Raw genomic sequence first — 22,884 nt, forward strand, 5'->3', positions numbered from 1 at the left:
ACAAAGAATTTGGTTGCCGCAGAGACCGAACGATCCCATATCTAAGCCATGCTTCGCTTAACACCGATCCTTCTGGCGATTGCCTATGGCCTTGTGATGTACCGGATTTCCATCTGGCGTACCCATCGTGAGTTGGATCAGAAATCGACCGAACTGGCTGACCCTGCCCTCAAACGGATGACGGACAGGCTGGCCGCCGCGTTAGAGATCGCGCGGGTGCCGGTTTATATCTACGAGATTGACCCGGTGAACGGTTTGGCAGCTCCGGACGGGCGGATATTCATCACGCGCGGGTTTTATCGCAAGTTTCGCAACGGTGAGGTCTCGGCCGAGGAGATGGCGAGCGTGATTGCCCATGAGCTGGGTCATGTGGCCTTGGGGCATGCGAAACGGCGGATGATTGATTTCTCAGGCCAGAACGCAATGCGGACCGCGTTGATCATGGTGTTGAACCGGTTCATTCCCTTCATCGGGGCCATGATTGCGAATGCGTTGACGTCGTTGCTGGCGTCGCGTTTGTCTCGGCAGGATGAGTATGAGGCAGATGAATATGCCGCTGCCTTGCTGACTAAGGCCGGGATTGGGATCGCGCCGCAGAAATCTCTGTTCCACAAATTGGAAGACCTGACGCAGCAGCGTGCAGGGATGGTGCCTGCGTGGCTGATGAGCCATCCAAAGACGGATGAGCGGATTGCGGCATTGGAAGCTTTGGAGCAGCGTTGGGCGCGTGGCTGAGGTGGCGCGGCGAGAGGCCAGCCTCTCGCGCTCTCCGAGGTATTTCTAGCCAAATGAAGGAGGATCCCGCCTAGGTGGTCAGGGCTTTGCCAAGGCGCGGCAGGCGGGCCTTTTTCATGAGCGCGCGCAGGGTCCATTGATCGCCGGACAGGCGGTTAGCTTCGGACAGGACCGCGTTGGCCGCCTCCGTCATGCCTGTGGGGTCGGTTTGCCAGAAGCTGTGGAGCAGACTGTCCGGGTCGCGGCGCTCAAGCCCCTCTTCTGACAGGGTGTTTCTGGGGAAATCCTTGGCGTTGACGGTGACGATGACATCCGCCGAGGCCTCAATGGCCGTAGCCAGCACATGGATGTCGGCCTTGTCGGGCAGCCAGAGACGCTGTTCGATACCCATTGCGACCTTGCGTTCGGCTTTGGGCCATTGCGCTCGGGCTAGAGCGATCTCGGCTCGGGCCTGTGCTTCGCCTTCGGGGCCGAGTTTACGGGCGGCACGGGCCCATTCTTCGAGGATGCGCGCGGACCAGATTGGGGTGAAATGGCCCAGTTTGGCCGCGCCCAGCAGCATCTCTCGCATCACCGTCGGGTAGATGACGCAGGTATCCAGAACCGCCTTCACAGCCGGTAGAATACGGCTTTGAGGTAACCGCTTTCGGCCAGTTGAGGCAGTTGCGGATGATCCGGTCCGGCAAAACCGGTGTGGATCAGTTGCGCTTGCCGCCCGGCCCGTCCGATCCCGCGGGATGAGGCATCGCGGAAGCGGCCCAGATCGGCAGCATGAGAGCAGGAGCAGAGGCCCAAATAGCCACCGGATTTGACCAGTGGGGCTGCGAGGCGGGCGATGCGTTCATAGGCGCGCAGGCCGGCGTCGAGGGCTTGTTTTGACGGCGCAAAGGCGGGCGGGTCGCAGATGACGACGTCGAACTGCGCGCCCTCTTCGCCCAGTTGCGTCAGCACATCGAAGGCGTCGCCTTGGCGGGTCTGGAACCGGTCAGCACATCCGCTTGCTACGGCCCCTTTGGTGGCAAGATCCAACGCGGCGGCAGAGCCATCGACGGATAGTGCCTGCGCCGCCCCACCGGCCAACATGGCGAGGCCGAAGCCGCCCACATGGCTGAACACGTCCAGCACCTGAGCTTCGGGATGCACCAAACACGCCGCAAAAGCGTGGTTGGGACGTTGATCGTAGAACAGGCCGGTTTTCTGACCACCGGTCAGGTCGGCCATGTAGGTCGCACCGTTTATGGGAACAGGCAGAGGCGCGTCAGGCGCGGTTCCGCGCAGGGTTTGGTTGACGTCATCCAACCCCTCCAACCCGCGGGTCCGGCCCGAGGCGTTTTTCAGAACGGTTGTCACGCCGGTCACCTTGACCAGTGCGTCGGTCAGCACCTCCAGATGCGCCTCAGCCCAGGCGGCGTTGGGCTGGATCACGCAGGCATCGCCGAAACGGTCGATGATCACACCGGGAAAGCCATCGGCCTCGGCGTGGATCAGGCGATAGTATGGCGCTTCGAACAGGCGTTGGCGCATCTCAAGCGCGCGGCGCAGGCGGGTCTCGAACCAGTCCGCGTTCAGATCGGCCTCAATATCGCGATCCAGAACGCGACACATGATTTTCGACTCGGGGTTGACCGCGACCAGAGCGATCGGCGCGCGTTTGTCATCCTCAAGCACGGCCAGCGCCCCGGCAGGGATTTTGCGCGTGCGCCGGTCGGTAACGATGTCATTGGAATAGACCCATGGGAACCCATGGCGCAGCCCGCGCGCATTGGCTTTGGGTTTCAGGCGGATACGGGGGCGGTCAGCGGCTTGGGTCATGACCGCCTCATAGTCGCGAACAGCCCGAAGGAAAACCCCTAGGGTCAGGACCCATTCATCTTGCACCACTGGTTTGACTGATTTTGGTTCTGGCAAGGCACCTCCCTGCAGGAATAGTGGGTCTATTTCAAAGGGACGTAACGCAGTTCAGAGCCAAAATCAGCCAAATCCTTCGGACGCGTGAACCGCTGCAAAGCAGCGGCTTTGATCACTTGGAATTGACGCCGCCAGTCCCGGCGCGTTCAAAACCACTGCTTTTTTGCCGTTCACGCGCCAGCGGTGCAAGATGAATGGGTCCTGCCCCTAACGCGGGCGAGAGCGCCAGCCCCCGCGTCGCGTGGGCGCTTGGGCGGCCTGCAGCCCTTCGGTCATCACCTGTGTCATGGGATGATCGGCTTCCTGTGCGGAATAGGCCGCATGCAACTCGGCCAGAGCCTGTTTCTGGTCCACGCCATCGGGCAGGCTGAGCGCCCAGTCCAGAAAGATGCTGCGGCATTCGGGCATGGCGATGCCTTCGATGTTATACGCCTCGCGGATCAGGCCCTTGGGGTCGTTTGGGTCAGTGCTGCGCGCCATCTTAATCCTCTTTGATTACGCTGCCGATGATTTCGGCGGCGGTGGAGTAGCTATCCTGCAACGCGGAGTGCAGCGCTTCGACCTGTTCGAACCGAGTGGCGCGGCACAGGAAGGCCGCTCCGCCCTCGCCGATCTTGTCCGCCTCGATCACCTTGCCCGAAAGCAGCCGCGCCGCGCATTGTACCGACCAGCATAGATCGTAGCTGTCCTTCAATGTTTGTGCCTGCGCGACATCCAACAAACCGGCAGCGACCGCCCCGTCGAGGCCAGACATCACATCCCGGTTTGCGAGGCCTGCCATCAGCGCGCCTGTCTCGGCCATCAACTCGATATCCATCATCCGGCCCGGGCCGTTTTTGGCATCCCAAACGCCCGCCGGAGCCTTGGCCGCCGCCAGACGTGTCCGCATTTCGGCCACTTCGCGCAAAACTTTGTCTGCCTCCCGAGGGCGCGACAGCAGTTCGGTTCGGAAGGTTTCGATGTCCTGCGCCAAGCCCGCGTCTCCGGCGACGACATGCGCGCGGGTCAGGGCGAGATGTTCCCACACCCAGGCCTCCTCCTGTTGGTAGTGCGTGAAACTGGCCCAACTGGTGGCCACAGGCCCCTGATTGCCCGAGGGGCGCAGGCGCATGTCGACCTCATAAAGCCGACCCTGGGACATCGGCGCCGACAGCGCCGTGATCAGCGCCTGCGTGAACCGAGCGTAATAGGTGCGCGTGGCAAGTGGACGAGGACCGTCGGACATGTCCTGATCGAGCGGATCGTAGATCACGATCATATCCAGATCAGATTGCGAGTTGATCCGCCCTGCCCCCAGCGACCCCATGCCCAGAATGGCCGCTCCGCGCCCCGGTGCCGGGCCGTGTTTGCGGGCGAAGGTTTCCGTCACATAAGGTAAGATCGCGGCGATGACGGCTTGCGCAAGCTCGGCATATTGCCGGCCAGCCTGCGCCCCATCGATCAGGCCGCGCAGGTGGTGCACGCCAATGCGGAAATGCCATTCCTTGCACCAGCGCCGCGCCAGATCGAGTTGGGTTTCATAGTCTGTTTCCTGCGCCAGTGCTTCTACCAACTCGGCCTGCAAAGCCTCCAAACCGGGCCAATCGCTGAAGAAACTGCCTCCGATCACCGCGTCAAAAACGGAAGCGTTGCGCGACAGGTGGGACGCCAGCGCGTGCGAGGTGCCAACAATGTCGATCAAAAGGTCGATCAGATGCGGGTTGGCCTCAAAGAGCGAGAACAACTGAACACCCGCTGGCAGGCCCGCCAGAAACCCATCCAGCGCCAACAGCGCCTCATCGGGTTGCGCGGTTTTGGCAAGGCGCGAGAGGAGCTCGGGCTTCAACCGGTCGAAGATGCGCCGCGCGCGCTGGGACCTTAGGGCCGGATATGTGGCCCAGCGGGCGAGGATATTCTGGTCGAACGTCACCTCAGGTGCGGGCGTTGGTGCGGGCCCCGCACCCGGTGCGAAGAAGCCTTCGGTCAGCTCATGCACCTCGGTCAGGCGACGGGTCAGATCCCTGGTCAGATCATCGCTACTAAGCCCCATCAGACAGGCGACCCGTTCGATCCCGTCTTCAGATTGAGGGACCTTGTGGGTCTGAGCGTCGTGGATCATCTGAATGCGATGTTCGACCTCGCGATGCGCGCGGTAGTGATCGGTCAGTTTTTCAGCAACCTCTTCCGGCACCCAGCCCTTTTGCGCCAGAGCCGCCAGCCCGGGCACCGTACCGCGCATGCGCAGATCGGGGTCGCGCCCGCCTGCAATCAATTGCCTGGTCTGGGTGAAAAACTCAATCTCTCGGATACCGCCCTGCCCCAGTTTCATATCATGACCAGGGATCGAGAGGCTACCGCCCGTGCCTTTGTTTTCACGAATGCGCAGACGCATGTCATGAGCGTCCTGAATGGCGGCAAAGTCCAGATGGCGACGCCAGACAAAGGGTTTCAGGGTGTCCAGAAACCGCTCTCCGGCCGCAATATCCCCCGCGCAGGCGCGCGCTTTGATATAGGCGGCCCGCTCCCATGTGCGGCCGAGGCTTTCGTAGTACCGTTCAGCCGCCTCCATCGCCATGCAGACCGGCGTCACCGCCGGATCGGGCCGCAGGCGCAGATCGGTACGGAAGACATAGCCATCCGCGGTTTTGTCGCTGAGCGTGGCGCAGAAATTGCGCGTGGCTCGCACCATTCCGTGACGGGCCTCATAGAAGTCATCCGGGTCAAAGCGCGTCTCATCAAACAGAACGATCAGGTCGATATCCGAGCTGTAGTTCAACTCATGCGCGCCCATCTTGCCCATCGCGAGGATGACCATCCCGGCGGCGGTCTCGACATCATCCTCGGTCATTCCGGGCAGCTTCTCGCGGCGGATCAGGGCAGCAATCTCGGCCTTTGCGGCCACATCCGCCGCCAGCGCGCCAAAATCGGTCAGCGCTGCTGTGACCTTTTCCAGCGGCCAAGCGCCTGCGATATCGGCCAAGGCGGTCAGTACAGCCATCCGCCGCTTGGCCAGCCTTAGACCCGGCTTGAGCTGATCCGGCGCAAGGGTACGCGCGGTCTGCATCACCTCAGCCAAGGCGTTGTCCGGCTGGTGCAAAGCCTGTGGCAACCACTCTCTTTCCTGCTCGATCAGGCCCTTCAGATATGGGCTGGACCCTGCCGTTCCGGCGATCAAATCGCCTTGCTCAGTCGTCAGATCGGCAAGCAAAGCGCGGGTTTCATCGCCCAAGGATTGGTCGAACGCGCGCGGCAGACGGTTGATGGTCAAACTCTCTGTCATAACCGGACCCTGCGCACCGCTGGGCGGCAAGGTCAATGCGGCAAACGCATTATTCCTGTTCGACCGGAGTGTCCTGACTGAAACTGTTGATCCAAGCGCCTGCCCGACGCTCCCAAAGGGAAGATATGAGCATCGCCTCCCACTCCTCCGCGCCCGGTCGCACATAGTCGGCCCGATAGGACAGCAATACGATATTCGGGGTCAAAATCCGCAGGCGCTCTTCGCTCAACTTGAATTCCGCCATTGTCGGAGCCTCAGCGAACTGCCCGACATGATCGTCCCGATTTGCAAAACCCGAGGGGTAGACACCCAAGAAATCAGTGCTCAGAAGCGCCCTGTCAGCGTGGGCGTCGCCTGTTACCAGAGCAGACCATACCTGCTTTTCCAGCTTCACTATCTCTGCGAGTGCTGGTGCGGTTGTGTTCTCAGTCATCATGCCTGCACCCTGCTGTCCGAGACCTGCGCCGTCAACCAAATCTGAAAATGTAAATCTTTTTCACATAGACCCCTTGCAACCCCGCAAGCGCTCCCCATCTAGATCATGTGAAAGGAATTTACATCAACCCCAGGAGAGACCACATGACCGCATTGTCCGAACCCGCCGCACCCGCAAATCCGGGGTGGCTCTATCGTGCCGAGGCTTGGATGGACGACAAAGGCAAAGGCGCCTGGATCGCCGCCATGGTTCTTGGGTTCATCTTCTTCTGGCCCGTGGGCCTCGCCCTTCTGGCCTATATGATCTGGAGCAAACGCATGTTCAGCAAGTCCTGCAGCCGCCGCAAATCCTGGCATAGTCACATGAGCGCAATGAAGCCATCAGGCAACAGCGCCTTTGACGCCTACAAGGCCGACACCTTGGCCCGTCTGGAGCGTGAACAGCAGGATTTCGAAGCCTTCCTGCGCCGCCTGCGCGAAGCCAAAGACAAAGCTGAGTTCGACCAGTTCATGGATGAACGCGCCCGTGAAAACCACGAAGACGATGGCAAAGGCGAACCGGCCTGAATTGACTTGCTCTGTCCCGATCATTCGGGACAGGGTAGCACGACCCTCCCTTTCGGAAACATGACCATGAACCACCTGCCCGATCCCGATACTCAACCCGAGTTCTACCAGTCCGTCGCAACCAAGCGCTTTGTCGCATGGTTGTTCGACATCGCCTTTATCTCACTTCTATGCATCGTACCCGTCTTCCTGACACTTGGGGCCGGGCTGTTCTTCCTGCCGCTGATCTATGCCGTGATCAGCTTTGTCTACCGGGTCATCACGATCTCGAACGGGTCTGCCACGCTTGGCATGCGGTTCATGGGGATCGAGCTGCGCGACGCGTTCGGCGAACGCATGGATATGGGCAAAGCGGTGGCCCACACGGCCGGATACTTCATCAGCATGGCGTTCTTCGTGGTTCAGATCGTGTCTGTCATCATGATGCTGACCAGCGCGCGTTGCCAGGGTCTGACGGATGCCTTCCTTGGCACGGTCATGATCAACCAACGGGCTTGAGCGCTACACACTTGAATCACTTGGCGGCTTGAAAATCCGTTGCTATCATCCGGTCCGAGGCTACATGGGACCTTCATGCGACACACGCTGCCAATTGCGCCACAATTCTATGTGACGGCCCCCCAGCCCTGCCCTTACCTTGAGGGCAGGATGGAGCGCAAACTCTTTACCGCTCTGCAAGGCGCAGGCGCGGATCAGTTGAACAATTCACTGTCTCAACAGGGGTTTCGCCGGTCGCAGAACGTCCTCTATCGTCCGTCCTGCACCGATTGCGCCGCGTGCCTTTCCGCCCGTATCGACGTCTCCGCCTTCCGCCCGACCAAAAGCCAGAAGCGCGCGGCCAAACGCAATGGCTACCTTGAACGCCGCGCAACCTCGCCCTGGGCCACCGACGATCAGTACGAACTGTTCCGCCGCTACCTCGATACCCGCCACGCTGATGGCGGCATGGCCGATATGGACGTGTTCGAATTCGCCGCGATGATCGAGGAAACCCCGATCCGCAGCCGCGTTGTGGAATATGCCGACCCTGAAACCGGAAACCTGATCGCTGTCAGCCTGACCGATGTTCTGGATGACGGCCTCAGCATGGTCTACTCCTTCTACGATCCAAACCAGCCGCAGAATTCCTTGGGCACTTACATGATCCTCGACCATATCGAGATCGCGCGTGAGGCCGGCCTGCCATACATCTACTTGGGCTACTGGGTCCCAGGCAGCCCGAAAATGGGCTACAAAGCCAAGTTTTCGGGACTAGAGGCCTACGTCCAAGGTCAATGGCAGAAAATCTCCAACCCCGAGGCTTTCGCAGATGCCTCGCATCACCCTCTCGCCTCGGCCCCCATAGCCGAGCAAGTGGCAAACATCCAACTGCCCGACCGCCACCCGACCAAACCCTGATCCGCTCTTCATCTGGCCACAAATATCCCGGGGATGAATTGGCCAAAGGCCAAGAAGGGGCTGGCCCCTTAATTCACACCCAATACAGCAAAAGGGGGCCCAAAGGCCCCCTTTTTCTATTCACTTTAAAGCCAACCCATCAATTCGGGATCAGATCCGGCACGATGGTCACGATACTCGGGAAGAACCACAGGATCGCAATACCGACGACCTGTATGATCACGAACGGTACGACGCCGCGATAGATATGGCCGGTCGTCACCTCTTTAGGGGCGACCCCTCGCAGGTAGAACAGCGCGAACCCAAACGGAGGCGTCAGGAACGATGTCTGCAGGTTCACCGCCACCATGATAGTCACCCATTTCGGATCGAACGACCCGCCATAGATCACCGGCCCAACAATGGGGATCACGATGTAGATGATCTCAAGGAAGTCCAGCACAAAGCCCAGAATGAACAGCACCAGCATCACGATCAGGAAGACCGTGAACTCGTTGTCAAAGCTGCGCAGGAACTGCTGGATGTAATGCTCACCCCCGAACGAGATCACCACAAGGTTCAGCAGCTGTGACCCGATCAGGATGGTAAACACCATCGAGGTCACCTTGGCCGTCTCGCGCACCACCGGTGTCAGTACCCCGCTAGAGAACAGGACCCAGCAGCCGAACAACAGACCGAACAGCGCGTAGAGGTATGTCGCGTAGGCCATGATAAACGCGATCCAAGTCTCAACCGGGACATTGCCCTGATTGATCCGCAGATCGAAATTCACGCCCATCAGCAGACAGATGATGACTGCAAAGGTCGACCAGATGATTACACTCCCGGACCGGCCCTGATCCTGCAGCTTGCGGTAAGCAGCCAGCATAATCGCACCACCGGCGCCCAGTGCCGCAGCAGGCGTCGGGTTGGTGACACCGCCAAGGATCGAACCCAGCACCGCGATGATCAGAACCAGCGGTGGGAACACCACTCGGATCAGATCGTTGGTGGCACAGCGCGCGGCGGCCTCTTTACAGCCGTAGATCGCGATGGCGAAGGGAATCGCCAGCAACACGAATGTTGCCCCGGATGAGGTTGTCGGCTGGATGAAGAGAATATCCACCAACAGCATCAACAACAGGCCAATCGCCCCAACGATCAGAGGTTGCGGCGAGCGTGAAGGCGCGATGCCACGACCCAGAACCAAGGTCAGCGCCAGCAGCACCACAACAATCGAAACACCGGTTCCGATAGGAGCCGCATTTGCGATCTTGGCGTCACGGGCGGCGGCGAGTTCTTCCTCGCTCAGGCGCTCAGCGCTGGCAACGCCACCGGCGGCGTCGATTGCCTCTTGCTCGGCCACGGCCTGATCCCAGGCGGATTGGCCATGCAGCTCGATCATTGAAGCCTGACACTCAGCCGAGACATTCGTGCGCAAAGACGCACCCTGCCCCACATCCGAGAAAGCAGAGACCGAGATGTTCTGGCTACCGATCACACCCGCGCTGCCCAGAAGCACCGCACCGACGATGATCGCAACCGGCGCACCCAGCAGCCAGGTCAGTCCCTCAGACCGAGTGATCGTCTCACCGGAGCCGCCCGACATTTCAACCGCCGGAGCCTTGTCCGGATTCAGCAGCGCATAACCAAAGGCATAGAGCGCATAGAGCAGCGCCAGCATGATCCCCGGCAACAAGGCCGCTTGGAACAAGGTTCCGACGGACACAACCGCCGGTTCACCCAGATAGGTCAAAGCGTCGGTACACCCGGCCTCCACCGCGCGCGATTCTTGCGCGGTCGAATACAGGTCACCCGCCAAAGTGCCCAACAGAACGATCACGATCGAGGGTGGGATGATCTGCCCCAGCGTCCCCGAGGCCGCGATCACACCTGTCGCCAACTCAGGCGAGTAGTTGTTTCGCAACATCGTCGGCAGCGCCAGAAGGCCCATGGTCACCACGGTCGCACCAACGATCCCGGTCGAGGCGGCCAGAAACGCGCCCACAACAACAATCGACACGGCCAGACCACCGGGCAACGGTCCAAAGACGCGCGCCATCGTTGTCAGCAGGTCGTTGGCGATCTTGGAACGCTCCAGCGTGATGCCCATCAGAACGAACATCAACACGGCCAGAAGGGTTTCAATCGACTGACCGGCCAGAACCCGTTCGTTCATGCGGTTGACGATGAAGGAAACGTTGCGGTCCAGCGCGGTTTCCCAGCCTGAGGGGAAGACCGGCTCGCCTATCCTTGGTAAGTCCGGGTATCGGAAGACCGAGACTGCATCGGGCTTGACCCCGGAATTCACCAGGTCTCGGTAAGCTTGAGAGCTTGTGTCAATCGCCTGGTGGATCAGCAATCCGGCGCTGTCCAGCGCGGCGATGATCCCGAACGAGATCACACCTGCCCCACCGATGGCGAAGGCCACCGGGAAGCCTGAGAGGATGCCTCCGAAAAGGCAAAAGAATACGATAATGAGGCCTATCTCGACGCCATCAAGTCCGAATAGCATTGTCTTGGTCTCCGTCCTTAATGTGCGCCTTCGTAGGCTTCTTCACCCTCACCAAGGCTATCCTTGTCGAGGTATTTTCCGGCGCTTTCCGGCCCTTCCACGTATTCCAGATACGACCGCCACAGGAAGGCAACCGCGTGCAGGAACACCATGCCCGCAAAGATCACGAGCAGGATTTTGAACAGGAAATACGCGTTGAACCCGTTCGGGCTGAAGCCGATGGTCTCTACGTTCCACCGCAATGCGCGCGACTTCGTCAGCAAACGGTCCAACGCATCACTGGCCGAGGGTTTCGGCACGATCAGGTGCCGCCACATGAAGTACCAGCCATACATCCAGGTCAGCACGGCCATGGGCATCATGAACAGCATCGCGCCGCACATGTCGACCACCCGCTTGGCGCGGTGGCTGATACCGGCATAGATCAGGTCAACCCGCACATGCCCGCCCTGCACGAAGGTGTAGGTGCAGCACAGGCAGACGACCATCGCGTTATAGAGCTTCAGTTCTTCGGCAAACCAGCTGATGTCCTGACTGAACGGAATACCCAGACCGAAGGACATGTCAGGCCGGGCAAAGACACGCTGCATGAACACGATAACGATCTGCTGGATCACCATCAGCAAACCCGCCCAGGCAAAGAAACGCCCGGTCGTGTTGGCGAAGGCCTCCAGCCCGCGCACCATGCCCCACATCACGTTGCGGTAGTAAAGGCCGATGGCCGTCAGCACCAGAAACAGCGTGAAAACCACGAAGAAGAACTCGACCGAGCCCCCGTAGTAGACAAAGCGCATGATGGATTCTTTGTCGGACCAATCCAGCCACAGCTGCGGATGCGTGATCGCATATCCAAAATTATAGAAGGCTTCGGCAATGTTCTGAATGAACCAGATCAGTCCATTCCACAGGGCGCCGAAAAACGAGATACCGTTATCGTCCTGCATGTTGTCCCCGGGTCACGTCAGTTGCACTGCAAATTATAGCGGCATGATGAGGCCGCGCATATGCAACAAGAAAGGCTTCCCCGCGATTGCGGGGAAACCGTTTGGTCAGTTCACTTGGGATTAGCCGCGAACGCGGTCGCGCTGAGCGGTGTAAGCACCCGACGACAGGTTGTTCCAGCCCGACGATGCCGCCATCGACGTCATGGCGCTGTCGTGGATCCGTGCGAACAACTCGTCGCCCATGTTCTCGTCCAGAACCTCTTGCGAAGCCTTGCCAAACGCATCCCAAACGCTGTCCGGGAATTCCATGACCTTCACGCCACCCGACTGCAGACGCTGCAGCGCTGCGCCATTGTTGGCCAGGAACTGCGCCAGGTTCCACTGGTGCGCTTCGGCAGCTGCGATCTCGATGATCTTCTGCTGGGCAGGTGTCAGTTCGTCGAACACGTCGCGGTTGGTTGCCAGCGACAGACCTGCGCCCGGCTCGTGGAAGCCCGCGGTGTAGTAGGTCTTGGTGATTTCCTGGAAACCCGCTTTTTCGTCCGCCCAAGGCCCAATCCACTCGGTGCCGTCAATCGCACCCGAGGACAGCGCCTGATACACTTCCGAGCCCGGGATGTTCTGAACCGATGCGCCCAGTTTGCCCAGCGCCTGGCCACCCAGACCTGGCATACGGAACTTCAGACCCTGGAAATCCTCGGGGCCGTTGATCTCTTTCGAGTACCAGCCACCTGCCTGCGCGCCGGTGTTACCCGCCAGGAAGGATTTCAGGCCGAAGATCGAGCCCAACTCGTCATGCAGCTCCATGCCGCCGTCGTGGTAGTACCAATTCACCAGTTCCTGCGCGGTCATGCCGAACGGAACAGCGGTAAAGAAGGCATATCCCGGGTGCTGACCCACAAAGTAGTAGTCAGCCGCGTGGTACATGTCGGCCTGACCGGACGAAACGGCGTCGAACACTTCGAACGCGCCAACCAGTTCGCCTGCTGCTTTGATTTCAACATTCAGGCTGCCATCGGACATCGCGTTGATGCTGTCGGCGCAACGCTGCGCGCTGTCGAACACGCCGGCCAGACCACGACCCCACGAGGTCACCATGGTCAGGGTCCGCTGACCCTGCGCATAAGCCGGTGCCGCCAGTGCGGTTGCCGCAGCTGCCGAGCCGCCCAGAGCAGATTTCTTTAGAAATGAACGACGATCCATATGAGTGTTCCTCCCCTTCATAAGTCATCACCCGGAGGTGTCCGGGCCTGTCGCTTTCAATGGATCGGAGCCTAGAGGCAGCGATATGAAAGGGAATACCTACTACTGCGTAGAAACCCGAATTTCTGCCCGTTTTTCGCAGATAAATTCGGCAAAAAAGCCAGCCATGCCCCGTTCCCGAGGCCATTTACCCCCAGAAACGCTCAATCTTTTTGCATTTTCGGCGCCGCTTGCGTATCGATTCGACCATGCAAAGACTCCGACATCTGGTTTCGCTGACTTATGCGCAGAAACTGTCTTTGGTTGCGGCCATCCCTCTGGTCGTTGCCGTCGCGGCCATTGCCTTTCTGGTCGCCTATCAGGCCCGTGCAACATCCGAGCGCGAAATACAGGCGCTGGAGCTGCGCCTGATCGAAGCCAAGAAGGAAGAACTGAAGAACTACGTCACACAGGCGCGCAACGGGTTTGCTCATATCTACGGGCGCGCCGAACCTGACGATGATGTCGCCAAGACGCTGGTCACCCAGATCCTTTCAGCGATGATCTACGGGCAGGACGGGTTCTTCTTTGTATATGACTACGACGGCACGAACCTTGTCAGCCCCCGCCAGACCCAGTTCATCAACCGCAATTGGGACGGTCTGACCGACAGCGACGGTACTCCGGTCGTGGATGAGTTCATCCGTTTGGCGCGCCAAGGTGCGGGCTGGCACAGTTTTATGTGGGAAAAGCCCTCGACCGGGGAAGAGGCGCAGATGATTGCCTATGTCGTGGGTCTGCAGGATTGGCGTTGGGCCGTAGGTACAGGTGTCTTCATCGACGACATTTTGGCCACCGTCGCCAATGCCCGCGCCGAGGTCGAGGACCGGGTCCAGCGCACCTTCATGTATATTGGCGCCATCGTTGTGGCCTCGGTTCTGATCGTCTTTGCCTCGGGCATGTTGCTAAACATACGCGAGCGGCGGCTGGCGGATGCCAAGCTGAAAGAGCTGACCCAGAGGGTCTTCGACGCACAGGAAGAAGAACGCGGCCGCGTCGCGCGCGAGCTGCATGACGGGATCAGCCAGATCCTTGTCGGCGTGCGCTATGCGCTAGACAATGCGCGAAGGCGCTTGTCACGAGGCGATGACGCGGGCGCGCAGGCCCCATTGGACAAAGGAATTGATCACCTTGGCACGGCGATCACCGAAGTGCGCCGCATCAGCCGCGATCTGCGCCCTGGTGTGCTGGATGATCTGGGCCTCGGCCCGGCCCTCAAGGCGCTGACCGACGACTTCCGCGAGCGCACCGGGATCGAAACCGAGTTTTCGACCGTTGTCTTCCGCAACCGGCTGGATCAGGACAGCAAGATCGCCCTCTACCGCATCGCTCAAGAAGCTTTGACCAATATTGAGCGCCACGCAGACGCCTCGCATGTTACAATCGACCTGCGCGGGCACAAGAAAGGCGCGACCATGCGGATAACCGATGACGGGCGCGGGCTGCGCTCTGAACCAGATCAGAGCGGCACCGGCATCGGGCTACGCAACATGCAGGAACGGATCGAACAGCTTGACGGCACGCTGCGTATTCTGTCATCACGCGGTCCGCACGGGGGCACGGTGATCGAAGTCAGCCTGCCCCTCAGCCACCTACTGCCGCCGCAGGAAGACGCAACACCGAACCGAAAGGCCGGGACATGACCATCCGAGTCCTTATTGTCGACGATCACCCCATGGTGGCCGAGGGCATCCAGTCGATCCTCGAAAGCTATGACGAGATTGAGGTCGTCGGTACTCTGGGCAGCGGTCAGGCCGCCGTTGATCATGCGGCCGAGTTGACCCCCGACGTGATCCTGATGGACCTCAACATGCCAGGCCTCGGCGGCCTGAGCGCGACCGAACTGATACTCGAACGCCTGCCCGAGACTCGCATTTTAATCCTGTCGATGCATGACAGCCCCGAATATATCTCGACCGCTCTCAGCCACGGGGCCAAAGGCTATGTGCTGAAAGACGTCCCCACGGATGAGATCAAACAGGCGATCGATGCCGTGATGAAGGGCGAGCAATATCTATGCACCGGCGCCAGCGGGTCCTTGAAGCCCAAAGGCGACAGCGCCCGCGAAGCCCTTACCGGGCGCGAACAGACCATCCTTCTGGAACTGGCGCAGGGCAAATCCAACAAGGAAGTCGCCCTGGCACTCGATATCTCGGTCCGGACGGTCGAAACCCACCGCAAAAACATCAAACGCAAACTGGGCATCTCCTCAACAGCGGGCCTGACCCGCTATGCGCTGGAACATGGCGTCTTGCAGGGCACCGGCGTCGGCTTCTAGGGTCAGGACCCATTCATCTTGCACCGCTGGTTTGACTGATTTTGGTTCTGACAAGGCACTTCCCTGCAGGAATAGTGGTTCTATTTCAAAGGGAAGTAACGCAGCTCAGAAGTAAAGTCAGCCAAATCCTTCGGACGCGTGAACCGCCGCAAAGCAGCGGCTTTGATCGCTTGGAATTTACGCCGCCAGTCCCGGCGCGCTCAAAACCACTGCTTTTTTGCCGTTTGCGCGCCAGTGGCGCAAGATGAATGGGTCCTGACCCTAAGCCACCGCAGCGCGGCACGCGCTGCCCGGCCCAACCAGAGGAGGCGCGCCGCAGGCGCTTTGACGATGGTCGGGAGGGTCACCCGCGCGGCCTGATATCCTCGCCGAAAAAAATCAACGTCCCATCCTCGTCAATGACGTGAAATTCGCGCTGCTGATACGGTTGATCAAACGGAGGGCGCACACGTCCATCCGGCAAATCCTCCAAACCCGACCTGAGGCTGTCATACAGCGCATCAACCCCCTCGACATCTATGTAATAGGACTGCTCTTCCCCCAGCAGCTTTCCATCGTCTCGCGGCGGGCATTCCAGCAGCCGAATGGCCACCGGCCCGCGCGACAGAAACGCATAATTTTCCTGCCTAAACCCGCAGCTGAATCCCAAACGGTCGCAATAGAAATCAATCTGGTTCTGCAACGAAGAACACAAAACAAACGGAGTGAGTTGCAATATACGTGCCATGCCAAAGCCCTCTCTGAATGGGCCCTAGCCTATCTGTGTCGGCGACTCAGTCCAACAGTTCATCGGCCCGGCGGCCCTCTCGCGCGTAGTGATGCGGCAGAACCCGACCATAGAGCTGACGTGTCCTCTCAACCCCGCCACACATGCCTTCGGTATCCACAAACGAGAAGATGCCAACATAGCGTTTGCGCGCGCCTTCAACCGGCGCAACGCGGTGCAGGGCATAGCGCCCCATGAAAATTTGCAGATCACCGGGCTGCAAGTCGATACGGTGAACGGCCTGCATATTGCCATCCAGAACAGCCCTTACCGCCGAAAAATTCTCGTCGTCTGAACTGCGCAGGTCCGGGGCATATTCAAACGCACCGCCTGTCTCAGCGTTCTGAATGGCCAGAGTCACGGTGTAATTGTTGGTGTCGAAATGCCAGGGAAACCCCTGCCCCGCTTCCACGACATTGATGATGACATCCGCCAACGGGTCATCATAGCGGAAGAACCGATCCTCAGGCTCATCCAGCGCTTCGCGAATGAAAGGCAGAAAACCGTCGAACTCATAGATGCGCCGCAGTGGACCTGATCCTGGGAAATTGTCCGCAGGTACAAATGCATTCGACCGGTCATAGAACCGACGCACCGGATGACCGATCCCATAGCTGGGGTCATCCTTGGTGAAATAGACATTCGTACGGTTGAAGGACCGGTGAGCCTTGGGCGCGACGGCATCTGCCTCTGCCAGTAACTGCTCCAACCCGGCCTCATGCACAAAGCCCGGCAAAACCGCGCAACCGTCATGCTCAAGCTCTCGGCGCAGATCACCGATCAACTGGCGGTACGCGGTCGAGTCCGGACGATCAATCGGATAGCGCCCCAAATCCACGAGTTCCTGCAGCAAGGCCGACCTCCCTGTTTGCCACTCATACAAGGCAGCCTGCCGCAGCACATGACGCGCTTCTGGTTCATTTCAGACATCGCGTTGGCGGATTTAGACAAGTCGGAAATCCGTCAAAACACCACGCGGCCCCTTCTGTTTTACCGGAAATTCCCGACATGCGGCATTTTGCGCAACAAAATGTCGCAAAATTCATCAATCCGGTCATGAAATTCATACGATTGCCTGTTGACGCTCCGTCGTGCCGAACATAATGTCCCCTGCAAGCTGATAAGGAGCCTCTGGCGATGAACACGCTAGTCGTAATCGTAGGAAACACGCGTATGGGCCGGTAACGGAAAACCACAATCGAACCCATGCGCCTCCGAAAACCTCGGGGGCTTTTTTTTGGCAAACGCAAGACACATGTCGCGAACGGAGCAAAGCAGATGACACGTGAGATGACCGGCGCAAAGATGGTGGTTCAGGCCCTCAAGGACCAGGGCGTGGACACAGTATTCGGATATCCCGGTGGCGCCGTCCTACCGATCTATGATGAGATCTTTCTGCAAAACGACATTCGCCACGTCCTGGTACGGCATGAACAAGGCGCGGTCCACGCGGCCGAAGGCTACGCCCGCTCGACCGGTAAACCCGGCGTTGCGCTGGTGACATCCGGCCCCGGCGCGACCAACGCGGTCACCGGTTTGACGGATGCGCTGCTCGACTCGATCCCGATTGTTGTTCTGACCGGTCAGGTTCCGACCTTCATGATCGGCTCGGATGCGTTCCAAGAGGCCGACACCGTTGGCATCACCCGCCCCTGCACCAAGCATAACTGGCTGGTGAAGGACACGGATTCGCTGGCTGAAACCATGCACGAGGCGTTCCACGTCGCCACCTCAGGCCGTCCGGGTCCGGTGCTGATCGACATCCCCAAGGACGTGCAGTTTGCAACAGGTGACTATACCGGTCCCAAGGCCTCAACCTCGCACTATCAGCCTGTCCTGAAGGGTGATCTTGAAGAGATCACCGAACTGGTCGCCGCGATTGAAACCGCCAAGAAACCCGTGTTCTATACCGGCGGCGGCGTCATCAACTCGGGCCCCGCAGCCAGCCAATTGCTGCGTGAACTGGTGGATGCGACGGGTTTCCCGATCACCTCGACCCTGATGGGCCTTGGCGCTTATCCGGCTTCGGGTGAGAACTGGCTGGGCATGCTGGGGATGCATGGTCTCTACGAGGCCAACTTGGCGATGCATGATTGCGACCTGATGATCAACATCGGCGCGCGGTTCGACGACCGGATCACCGGGCGGATCGACGCGTTCTCGCCGAACTCGAAAAAGGCGCATATCGACATTGATCCGTCCTCGATCAACAAGGTGATCCGCGTCGACATCCCGATCGTCGGCGACGTCGCCCATGTGCTGGAAGATATCCTGAAGGTCTGGAAATCGCGCGGACGTAAGACCGATGCGGCCTCCGTCGCCAAGTGGCAGGAGCAGATTGCCGACTGGCGCAAGGTCAACTGCCTCGCCTACACCAACAGCGAGAAGACGATCAAACCGCAATACGCGCTGCAACGCCTTGAAGAGCTGACGAAAAACCACGATCGCTACATCACGACCGAAGTTGGTCAGCACCAGATGTGGGCGGCGCAGTACCTTGGGTTCGAGGACCCCAACCGCTGGATGACATCGGGCGGTCTGGGCACGATGGGCTATGGCACTCCGGCTTCGATCGGTGTGCAGATGGCGCATCCCGACGCGCTGGTCATCAACGTCGCGGGTGAGGCCTCATGGCTGATGAACATGCAGGAAATGGGCACCGCCGTTCAGTACCGCCTGCCGGTGAAACAGTTCATTCTGAACAACGAACGCCTCGGCATGGTGCGCCAGTGGCAAGAGTTGCTGCATGGGGAGCGCTACTCGCATTCGTGGTCCGAGGCCCTGCCCGATTTCGTCAAACTCGCCGAGGCCTTCGGGGCCAAGGGCATCCTGTGCTCTGACCCAGCCGATCTGGACGACGCGATCATGGAGATGATCAACTACGACGGTCCGGTGATCTTTGATTGCCTTGTTGAAAAGCACGAGAACTGCTTCCCCATGATCCCGTCGGGCAAAGCCCATAACGAGATGCTGCTGGGCGAGGCCGAAACGCAAGGCGTGATCGATTCCAAAGGTTCGGTTCTGGTTTAACAACATTCGTCGGAATTAACCGGGCGTCCGACGCCCGGTTTTCGCAAGATGATGAAAGGGACGTAAATGTCTGCCCTACATATCAAAAAAGGCTCTACCCGCCATTCGGCCTATAACCTACGCCCGACCTTTTCGGACGTGCAGGAGCGCCATACGATTGCGGTTCTGGTCGAGAACGAACCGGGCGTTCTGGCCCGCGTGATCGGCTTGTTTTCGGGCCGTGGCTACAACATCGAAAGCCTGACCGTGGCCGAGGTCGACCATACAGGACACCTCAGCCGCATCACCATCGTGACCACCGGTACCCCGCAGGTGATCGAACAGATCAAAACACAGCTGGGCCGCATCGTGCCGGTTCACGAGGTCCATGACTTGACGGTCGAAGGCCCCTCTGTCGAGCGGGAACTGGCGATCATCAAGGTCGTTGGCGAAGGCGACAAGCGGGTCGAGGCGCTGCGTCTGGCCGATATCTTCCGCGCCAATGTGGTCGACAGCACGTTGAACTCGTTCATATTTGAGATCACGGGCGCGCCCGACAAGATCGATGCTTTTGCTGACCTCATGCGCCCGTTGGGGCTGGTCGAAATCGCCAGAACTGGCGTGGCCGCCCTATTGCGCGGCGACTAACAACTGCAAGGTCCCGGCAGGGCATCCCCGGGACCTTTCGCTTTTTACGGCAAGTATCTATTTGATACTTTGCGCAAAAAAGCCTGCAAATTAACCGTAAAGATCACCCCCAACAGACAAATACCTATTGCCTTTACCCTACGTCCGATTAGCATCTCAAGTGCAACGCGGCGTGGGGAAACGTTGCTTTGGGGTCATCTTTACGATTTCGGTCACACATCCGGTCCGCCGGTCCGCACCGCTGTTTTCACGACTGAAACCGCCGATGCAGGGGGAACCGATGCCAGAGGATACGCGCAGCCCGGACGAACTTCGCGCCATGTTCGGTTCAAACCTCAGACGCTTGGCACGAAACTACCCTTCGATTTCTGCATTGTGCCGCGAACTGGGCATCAACCGAACGCAGTTCAACAGATATCTTGCAGGCGAGAGCTTTCCGCGCGCGGATGTTCTGGACCGGATGTGTCGCTTCTTCGATGTGGATGCCCGTATCGTTCTTACCCCGCTTGACGACATCCCGGATGCCAATACGCATCATGTGAACGCCACTCTGACGCAATTCCTCGGCTCGGGCGCTCAGGCCACCCACGACTGCACCTTTCCGCCAGGGTTTTATGCGGCGACTGACACCCGAACGTCCTTCGTTTTGCACGCCAAACGGCTGCCGCAATGCACGTTGATCCGCGGCTTCACACCGCGCAGCGTCATGCCCGGCAGCCCATCCATGGCACGAGAGGTGCGCGGCATAGCAAGCTGTTCCGGCGATTATGTCTACATGCTGATTTCCGGTCGCAACGGCCAGAACAGCCGGGTTTATGTGATCAGCAAGAAAGATACCCTCTGGCAAGGCACAAGCTACACCCGCCCGGACAAAGACGATGCGCGCCCCGTGACCCTGACCCGATTGGGGCAGGATGCAACAGATGCGCTTGGTGCCGCGCGCAAGCTGATAAGGGCCAACAGGCCCGACGAACGGCGCTAGCTCGGGCCACCCTCGCAGATCAGGCGATACAGGTGCCAGCTTGCATGACCTAAAAGTGGCAGCACCAGCAGCAATCCCAGGAACCACGGCACCATCGCAACAAACGTCAGCACGGCGATGAAAATGCCCCACCCGATCATGACCGGAAAGTTGTCCCTCACGTAGGAGAAACTTTCGATCATTGCCGTCACAAAATCCAGCTCGCGGTCCAACAGCATCGGGATGGACAGCACGGTGATCATGTAGAGGATGGTGGCAAAGACAGCCCCGACGGCCGACCCTACGGCCAGCATCATCAACCCGTTCGCCGTCAGATACACTTCGAGCGACGAGGAAACGTTCGTCAGCGTCGACAGCCCCATGAACAGGGCAAAGATCATATGGCCCAAAAAGAACCAGAACAGAAACATCACCACGATGATCGCGCAGATTGAGGGCAACTGGCGACGGCTCTGCTGCAGCACGACCCCGAATATCGCTTTAAAATCAAGATCCTCCCGGGCCTCCAGACGACGCGATACCTCATACAGCCCGACCGCTGCAAACGGTCCGATCAGAGGGAACCCGATCGCGGCGAGGACCAGCCAATAGCTTGTTCCCGACTGGAGTGTCACCCAGGCGATCGCCCAACCCGCCAGCACATAGAATCCCGCAAATATCAAGCCGAACAGAGGCGCCCTGCGAAGGTCAACCCACGCCCGCCGCATCGCCTGTTTCAGCATCCCACTGTCAACAGGGCGCATCTGAGGCGCTCCGAAAGGTCTTTCCATCTGTTTCTCCTCCCCGTCTGGCCCTATCTCATCGCGGGCCTTTTCTGCGGCCATGTCGTTGCCTCGTGATACGCCGTACCCATGGACAGCAGTCGCGCATCTGACCCTTTGGGCCCAATTAGCTGAAAGCCCATTGGCAGGCCTTCCGCTCCGAACCCGGCAGGCGCAGCCATACAGGGCAAGCCAATTAGGCTGACCGGCACTGTCACCTGCATCCAGCGATGATAGGTATCCATCACTCGCCCCATGATCTCACGCGGATACGGCGTCTCGATATCGAAGGGCCAGACCTGTGCGGCCGGCAGAACCAAAACATCATAGTCCTGAAACAGCCCAGCCGCCCGCCGGAACCACTCCGACCGGGTAACGCTGGCCTCGTGCACCTGCATGGCGGATAGCATCAGGCCACGCTCCAACTCCCACTGTGCGCTGTCCTTCAAGGCCTCTGATTTGCCCTGCAACGGCTGCAATCCCGCCGCCACCGCCCAGGACCGCAGGGTAACCCAACTGCCCCACATCTTTTCGGCATCGAAGGGAGGAGACACATGTTCGACCACTGCGCCTTGTTCTTCGAAAACACCTAGGGCATCGCGGCAAAGATCCAGAATGCTGTCCTCTATCGGAAATGCGCCGCCCCAATCTCCCAACCAACCAATCCGAACCCCGCGAAGATCAGCGGCTTGAACGGGACTCACGTTCCCAGCATCCGCGACCAAAGGCGACCGGGGATCAGCGCCTGATATCACGTCGAGCAATAGCCCCAGATCTTCAGGGCTGCGCGCCATTGGCCCCAAAGTCGACAACTGATGCAGAAACCCATCTCCAGCGGGTTCCGACGGTACCCGCCCCCAGCTAGGGCGAAATCCGTAAACGTTGTTCCACGCGGCCGGGTTGCGCAGACTTCCCATCATGTCCGAGCCATCGGCCAACGCGACCATCCCCGTCGCCAAAGCAACCGCCGCGCCACCGGACGACCCTCCACATGTGCGCGCCCCATCATAAGGGTTCCGGGTTGCTCCATAGACAGGGTTGAACGTGTGCGAGCCAAGCCCAAACTCGGGCGAGTTGGTCTTGCCAATCAAGATCGCCCCCGCCGCGCGCATCCGCGCCGCAATCAGATCGTCCTGTTCGGGCACAAAATCGCGAAACAGCGGCGATCCTTGCGTTGACACTATCCCGGCGACGTTGACCAGATCCTTCACAGCAATCGGCAACCCATGCAATGGCCCCCGATTAGGACCCGCATCCAATGCCGCCGCCTCTGCCATGAGGTCATCCGCGCCGCGCAGTGCCACAATCGCATTGACCGCTCCATTTACGGCCCCAATACGATCCAGCGTCGCAGCCATCACCTCGACCGATGAAACAGCATCAGATGACAGCTGATCGACCAGCGTCTTTGCGGAAAGCTGAGTGACATCCATCCGGGTTTCAATCACCTCGATCTGT

Annotated in this window: 21 protein-coding genes; 9 read left to right on the forward strand and 12 right to left on the reverse strand. The window is 59.5% G+C overall.

Annotation, left to right across the window (positions count from 1 at the left end):
* Positions 1–48: 48 nt before the first annotated feature.
* Positions 49–735: a M48 family metallopeptidase gene (locus J7394_RS14115; protein WP_170458714.1), complete on the forward strand. Its 687-nt coding sequence runs from the start codon at positions 49–51 to the stop codon at positions 733–735.
* Between the two features lie 70 nt (positions 736–805).
* Here the strand turns inward: J7394_RS14115 and J7394_RS14120 are convergent, their stop codons facing one another.
* From J7394_RS14120 to J7394_RS14140, 5 genes are all read right to left on the reverse strand, one after another.
* Positions 806–1,348: an RSP_2648 family PIN domain-containing protein gene (locus tag J7394_RS14120; RefSeq protein WP_209253873.1), complete on the reverse strand. Its 543-nt coding sequence runs from the start codon at positions 1,346–1,348 to the stop codon at positions 806–808.
* Entirely contained in the window at positions 1,345–2,547 is a 1,203-nt protein-coding gene (locus J7394_RS14125) for an RSP_2647 family RNA methyltransferase (protein WP_209253875.1), read from the reverse strand. The genes J7394_RS14120 and J7394_RS14125 overlap by 4 nt, the downstream gene beginning before the upstream one ends.
* 303 nt (positions 2,548–2,850) lie before the next feature.
* Positions 2,851–3,123: a hypothetical protein gene (locus J7394_RS14130; protein ID WP_209253877.1), complete on the reverse strand. Its 273-nt coding sequence runs from the start codon at positions 3,121–3,123 to the stop codon at positions 2,851–2,853.
* A 1-nt stretch (position 3,124) separates the two neighbouring features.
* The gene (locus J7394_RS14135; protein ID WP_209253879.1) at positions 3,125–5,902 is read right to left on the reverse strand and encodes a glutamine-synthetase adenylyltransferase; all 2,778 of its coding nucleotides are present in this window, start codon (positions 5,900–5,902) and stop codon (positions 3,125–3,127) included.
* A 49-nt stretch (positions 5,903–5,951) separates the two neighbouring features.
* Positions 5,952–6,338: a DUF4440 domain-containing protein gene (locus tag J7394_RS14140; RefSeq protein ID WP_371812017.1), complete on the reverse strand. Its 387-nt coding sequence runs from the start codon at positions 6,336–6,338 to the stop codon at positions 5,952–5,954.
* Positions 6,339–6,481: 143 nt separating this feature from the next.
* Between J7394_RS14140 and J7394_RS14145 the strand changes: the two genes are divergently transcribed.
* The 3 genes from J7394_RS14145 (at position 6,482) to J7394_RS14155 (ending at position 8,302) form a co-directional block, all read left to right on the forward strand.
* Complete coding sequence (locus J7394_RS14145; RefSeq protein WP_170373967.1) at positions 6,482–6,904, forward strand: DUF2852 domain-containing protein; 423 nt, start codon at positions 6,482–6,484, stop codon at positions 6,902–6,904.
* A gap of 66 nt (positions 6,905–6,970) precedes the next feature.
* Positions 6,971–7,402, forward strand: coding sequence for an RDD family protein (locus tag J7394_RS14150; RefSeq protein ID WP_170482976.1), 432 nt, complete (start codon positions 6,971–6,973; stop codon positions 7,400–7,402).
* 75 nt (positions 7,403–7,477) lie between these two features.
* Complete coding sequence (locus tag J7394_RS14155) at positions 7,478–8,302, forward strand: arginyltransferase (protein ID WP_170707778.1); 825 nt, start codon at positions 7,478–7,480, stop codon at positions 8,300–8,302.
* Positions 8,303–8,441: 139 nt separating this feature from the next.
* Here J7394_RS14155 and J7394_RS14160 read toward each other — a convergent pair whose 3' ends face one another.
* The 3 genes from J7394_RS14160 to J7394_RS14170 all read right to left on the reverse strand — a co-directional run bounded on the left by J7394_RS14160 (position 8,442) and on the right by J7394_RS14170 (position 12,943).
* Positions 8,442–10,796 carry a TRAP transporter large permease subunit gene (locus J7394_RS14160; protein ID WP_209253881.1) on the reverse strand — a complete coding sequence of 785 codons (2,355 nt, stop codon included), beginning with the start codon at positions 10,794–10,796 and terminating at the stop codon, positions 8,442–8,444.
* 17 nt (positions 10,797–10,813) lie between these two features.
* Complete coding sequence (locus tag J7394_RS14165; protein ID WP_209253883.1) at positions 10,814–11,740, reverse strand: TRAP transporter small permease subunit; 927 nt, start codon at positions 11,738–11,740, stop codon at positions 10,814–10,816.
* 120 nt (positions 11,741–11,860) lie between these two features.
* Positions 11,861–12,943: a TRAP transporter substrate-binding protein gene (locus tag J7394_RS14170; protein ID WP_209253885.1), complete on the reverse strand. Its 1,083-nt coding sequence runs from the start codon at positions 12,941–12,943 to the stop codon at positions 11,861–11,863.
* Positions 12,944–13,191: 248 nt separating this feature from the next.
* On the opposite strand from J7394_RS14170, the gene J7394_RS14175 reads away from it, so the two are divergent.
* A complete protein-coding gene (locus tag J7394_RS14175) occupies positions 13,192–14,625 on the forward strand; it encodes a cache domain-containing protein (protein WP_209253887.1) in 1,434 nt (477 codons plus the stop codon).
* A complete protein-coding gene (locus tag J7394_RS14180) occupies positions 14,622–15,260 on the forward strand; it encodes a response regulator transcription factor (protein WP_209253889.1) in 639 nt (212 codons plus the stop codon). Before J7394_RS14175 ends, J7394_RS14180 begins: the two co-directional genes overlap by 4 nt.
* A 343-nt stretch (positions 15,261–15,603) precedes the next feature.
* On the opposite strand, the gene J7394_RS14185 is transcribed toward J7394_RS14180, so the two are convergent.
* Together J7394_RS14185 and J7394_RS14190 are read right to left on the reverse strand one after the other, a co-directional pair.
* Positions 15,604–15,987 carry a VOC family protein gene (locus J7394_RS14185; RefSeq protein ID WP_209253891.1) on the reverse strand — a complete coding sequence of 128 codons (384 nt, stop codon included), beginning with the start codon at positions 15,985–15,987 and terminating at the stop codon, positions 15,604–15,606.
* 46 nt (positions 15,988–16,033) lie between these two features.
* On the reverse strand, positions 16,034–16,879 hold the full coding sequence (locus J7394_RS14190) for a hypothetical protein (RefSeq protein WP_209253893.1): 846 nt from the start codon (positions 16,877–16,879) through the stop codon (positions 16,034–16,036).
* 425 nt (positions 16,880–17,304) lie between these two features.
* Here J7394_RS14190 and J7394_RS14195 point away from each other — a divergent pair, with 425 nt between their 5' ends.
* The 3 genes from J7394_RS14195 (at position 17,305) to J7394_RS14205 (ending at position 20,665) form a co-directional block, all read left to right on the forward strand.
* The gene (locus J7394_RS14195) at positions 17,305–19,056 is read left to right on the forward strand and encodes an acetolactate synthase 3 large subunit (RefSeq protein ID WP_209253895.1); all 1,752 of its coding nucleotides are present in this window, start codon (positions 17,305–17,307) and stop codon (positions 19,054–19,056) included.
* Positions 19,057–19,122: 66 nt separating this feature from the next.
* Positions 19,123–19,683: an acetolactate synthase small subunit gene (gene ilvN, locus J7394_RS14200; protein WP_170373979.1), complete on the forward strand. Its 561-nt coding sequence runs from the start codon at positions 19,123–19,125 to the stop codon at positions 19,681–19,683.
* Between the two features lie 280 nt (positions 19,684–19,963).
* Complete coding sequence (locus J7394_RS14205; RefSeq protein WP_247748229.1) at positions 19,964–20,665, forward strand: helix-turn-helix domain-containing protein; 702 nt, start codon at positions 19,964–19,966, stop codon at positions 20,663–20,665.
* Here the strand turns inward: J7394_RS14205 and J7394_RS14210 are convergent.
* Together J7394_RS14210 and J7394_RS14215 are read right to left on the reverse strand one after the other, a co-directional pair.
* A complete protein-coding gene (locus J7394_RS14210) occupies positions 20,662–21,435 on the reverse strand; it encodes a DUF2189 domain-containing protein (protein WP_209253897.1) in 774 nt (257 codons plus the stop codon). The two genes, J7394_RS14205 and J7394_RS14210, sit on opposite strands and share 4 nt — an antisense overlap.
* Before the next feature lie 23 nt (positions 21,436–21,458).
* Positions 21,459–22,859: an amidase gene (locus J7394_RS14215; RefSeq protein ID WP_209254125.1), complete on the reverse strand. Its 1,401-nt coding sequence runs from the start codon at positions 22,857–22,859 to the stop codon at positions 21,459–21,461.
* Positions 22,860–22,884 lie beyond the last annotated feature (25 nt).

Source organism: Ruegeria sp. R13_0, assembly GCF_017743995.1.
GTDB lineage: Bacteria > Pseudomonadota > Alphaproteobacteria > Rhodobacterales > Rhodobacteraceae > Ruegeria.

What these genes read in the sequence shown, in the direction of transcription:
- J7394_RS14115 (WP_170458714.1), top strand. Translation starts at nt 49, where the DNA reads ATGCTTCGCTTAACACCGATCCTTCTGGCGATTGCCTATGGCCTTGTG.
- J7394_RS14125 (WP_209253875.1), bottom strand. Translation starts at nt 2,547, where the DNA reads ATGACCCAAGCCGCTGACCGCCCCCGTATCCGCCTGAAACCCAAAGCC.
- J7394_RS14130 (WP_209253877.1), bottom strand. Translation starts at nt 3,123, where the DNA reads ATGGCGCGCAGCACTGACCCAAACGACCCCAAGGGCCTGATCCGCGAG.
- J7394_RS14135 (WP_209253879.1), bottom strand. Translation starts at nt 5,902, where the DNA reads ATGACAGAGAGTTTGACCATCAACCGTCTGCCGCGCGCGTTCGACCAA.
- J7394_RS14140 (WP_371812017.1), bottom strand. Translation starts at nt 6,338, where the DNA reads ATGATGACTGAGAACACAACCGCACCAGCACTCGCAGAGATAGTGAAG.
- J7394_RS14145 (WP_170373967.1), top strand. Translation starts at nt 6,482, where the DNA reads ATGACCGCATTGTCCGAACCCGCCGCACCCGCAAATCCGGGGTGGCTC.
- J7394_RS14150 (WP_170482976.1), top strand. Translation starts at nt 6,971, where the DNA reads ATGAACCACCTGCCCGATCCCGATACTCAACCCGAGTTCTACCAGTCC.
- J7394_RS14155 (WP_170707778.1), top strand. Translation starts at nt 7,478, where the DNA reads ATGCGACACACGCTGCCAATTGCGCCACAATTCTATGTGACGGCCCCC.
- J7394_RS14160 (WP_209253881.1), bottom strand. Translation starts at nt 10,796, where the DNA reads ATGCTATTCGGACTTGATGGCGTCGAGATAGGCCTCATTATCGTATTC.
- J7394_RS14165 (WP_209253883.1), bottom strand. Translation starts at nt 11,740, where the DNA reads ATGCAGGACGATAACGGTATCTCGTTTTTCGGCGCCCTGTGGAATGGA.
- J7394_RS14170 (WP_209253885.1), bottom strand. Translation starts at nt 12,943, where the DNA reads ATGGATCGTCGTTCATTTCTAAAGAAATCTGCTCTGGGCGGCTCGGCA.
- J7394_RS14175 (WP_209253887.1), top strand. Translation starts at nt 13,192, where the DNA reads ATGCAAAGACTCCGACATCTGGTTTCGCTGACTTATGCGCAGAAACTG.
- J7394_RS14180 (WP_209253889.1), top strand. Translation starts at nt 14,622, where the DNA reads ATGACCATCCGAGTCCTTATTGTCGACGATCACCCCATGGTGGCCGAG.
- J7394_RS14185 (WP_209253891.1), bottom strand. Translation starts at nt 15,987, where the DNA reads ATGGCACGTATATTGCAACTCACTCCGTTTGTTTTGTGTTCTTCGTTG.
- J7394_RS14195 (WP_209253895.1), top strand. Translation starts at nt 17,305, where the DNA reads ATGACACGTGAGATGACCGGCGCAAAGATGGTGGTTCAGGCCCTCAAG.
- ilvN (WP_170373979.1), top strand. Translation starts at nt 19,123, where the DNA reads ATGTCTGCCCTACATATCAAAAAAGGCTCTACCCGCCATTCGGCCTAT.
- J7394_RS14205 (WP_247748229.1), top strand. Translation starts at nt 19,964, where the DNA reads ATGCCAGAGGATACGCGCAGCCCGGACGAACTTCGCGCCATGTTCGGT.
- J7394_RS14210 (WP_209253897.1), bottom strand. Translation starts at nt 21,435, where the DNA reads ATGGAAAGACCTTTCGGAGCGCCTCAGATGCGCCCTGTTGACAGTGGG.
- J7394_RS14215 (WP_209254125.1), bottom strand. Translation starts at nt 22,859, where the DNA reads ATGGATGTCACTCAGCTTTCCGCAAAGACGCTGGTCGATCAGCTGTCA.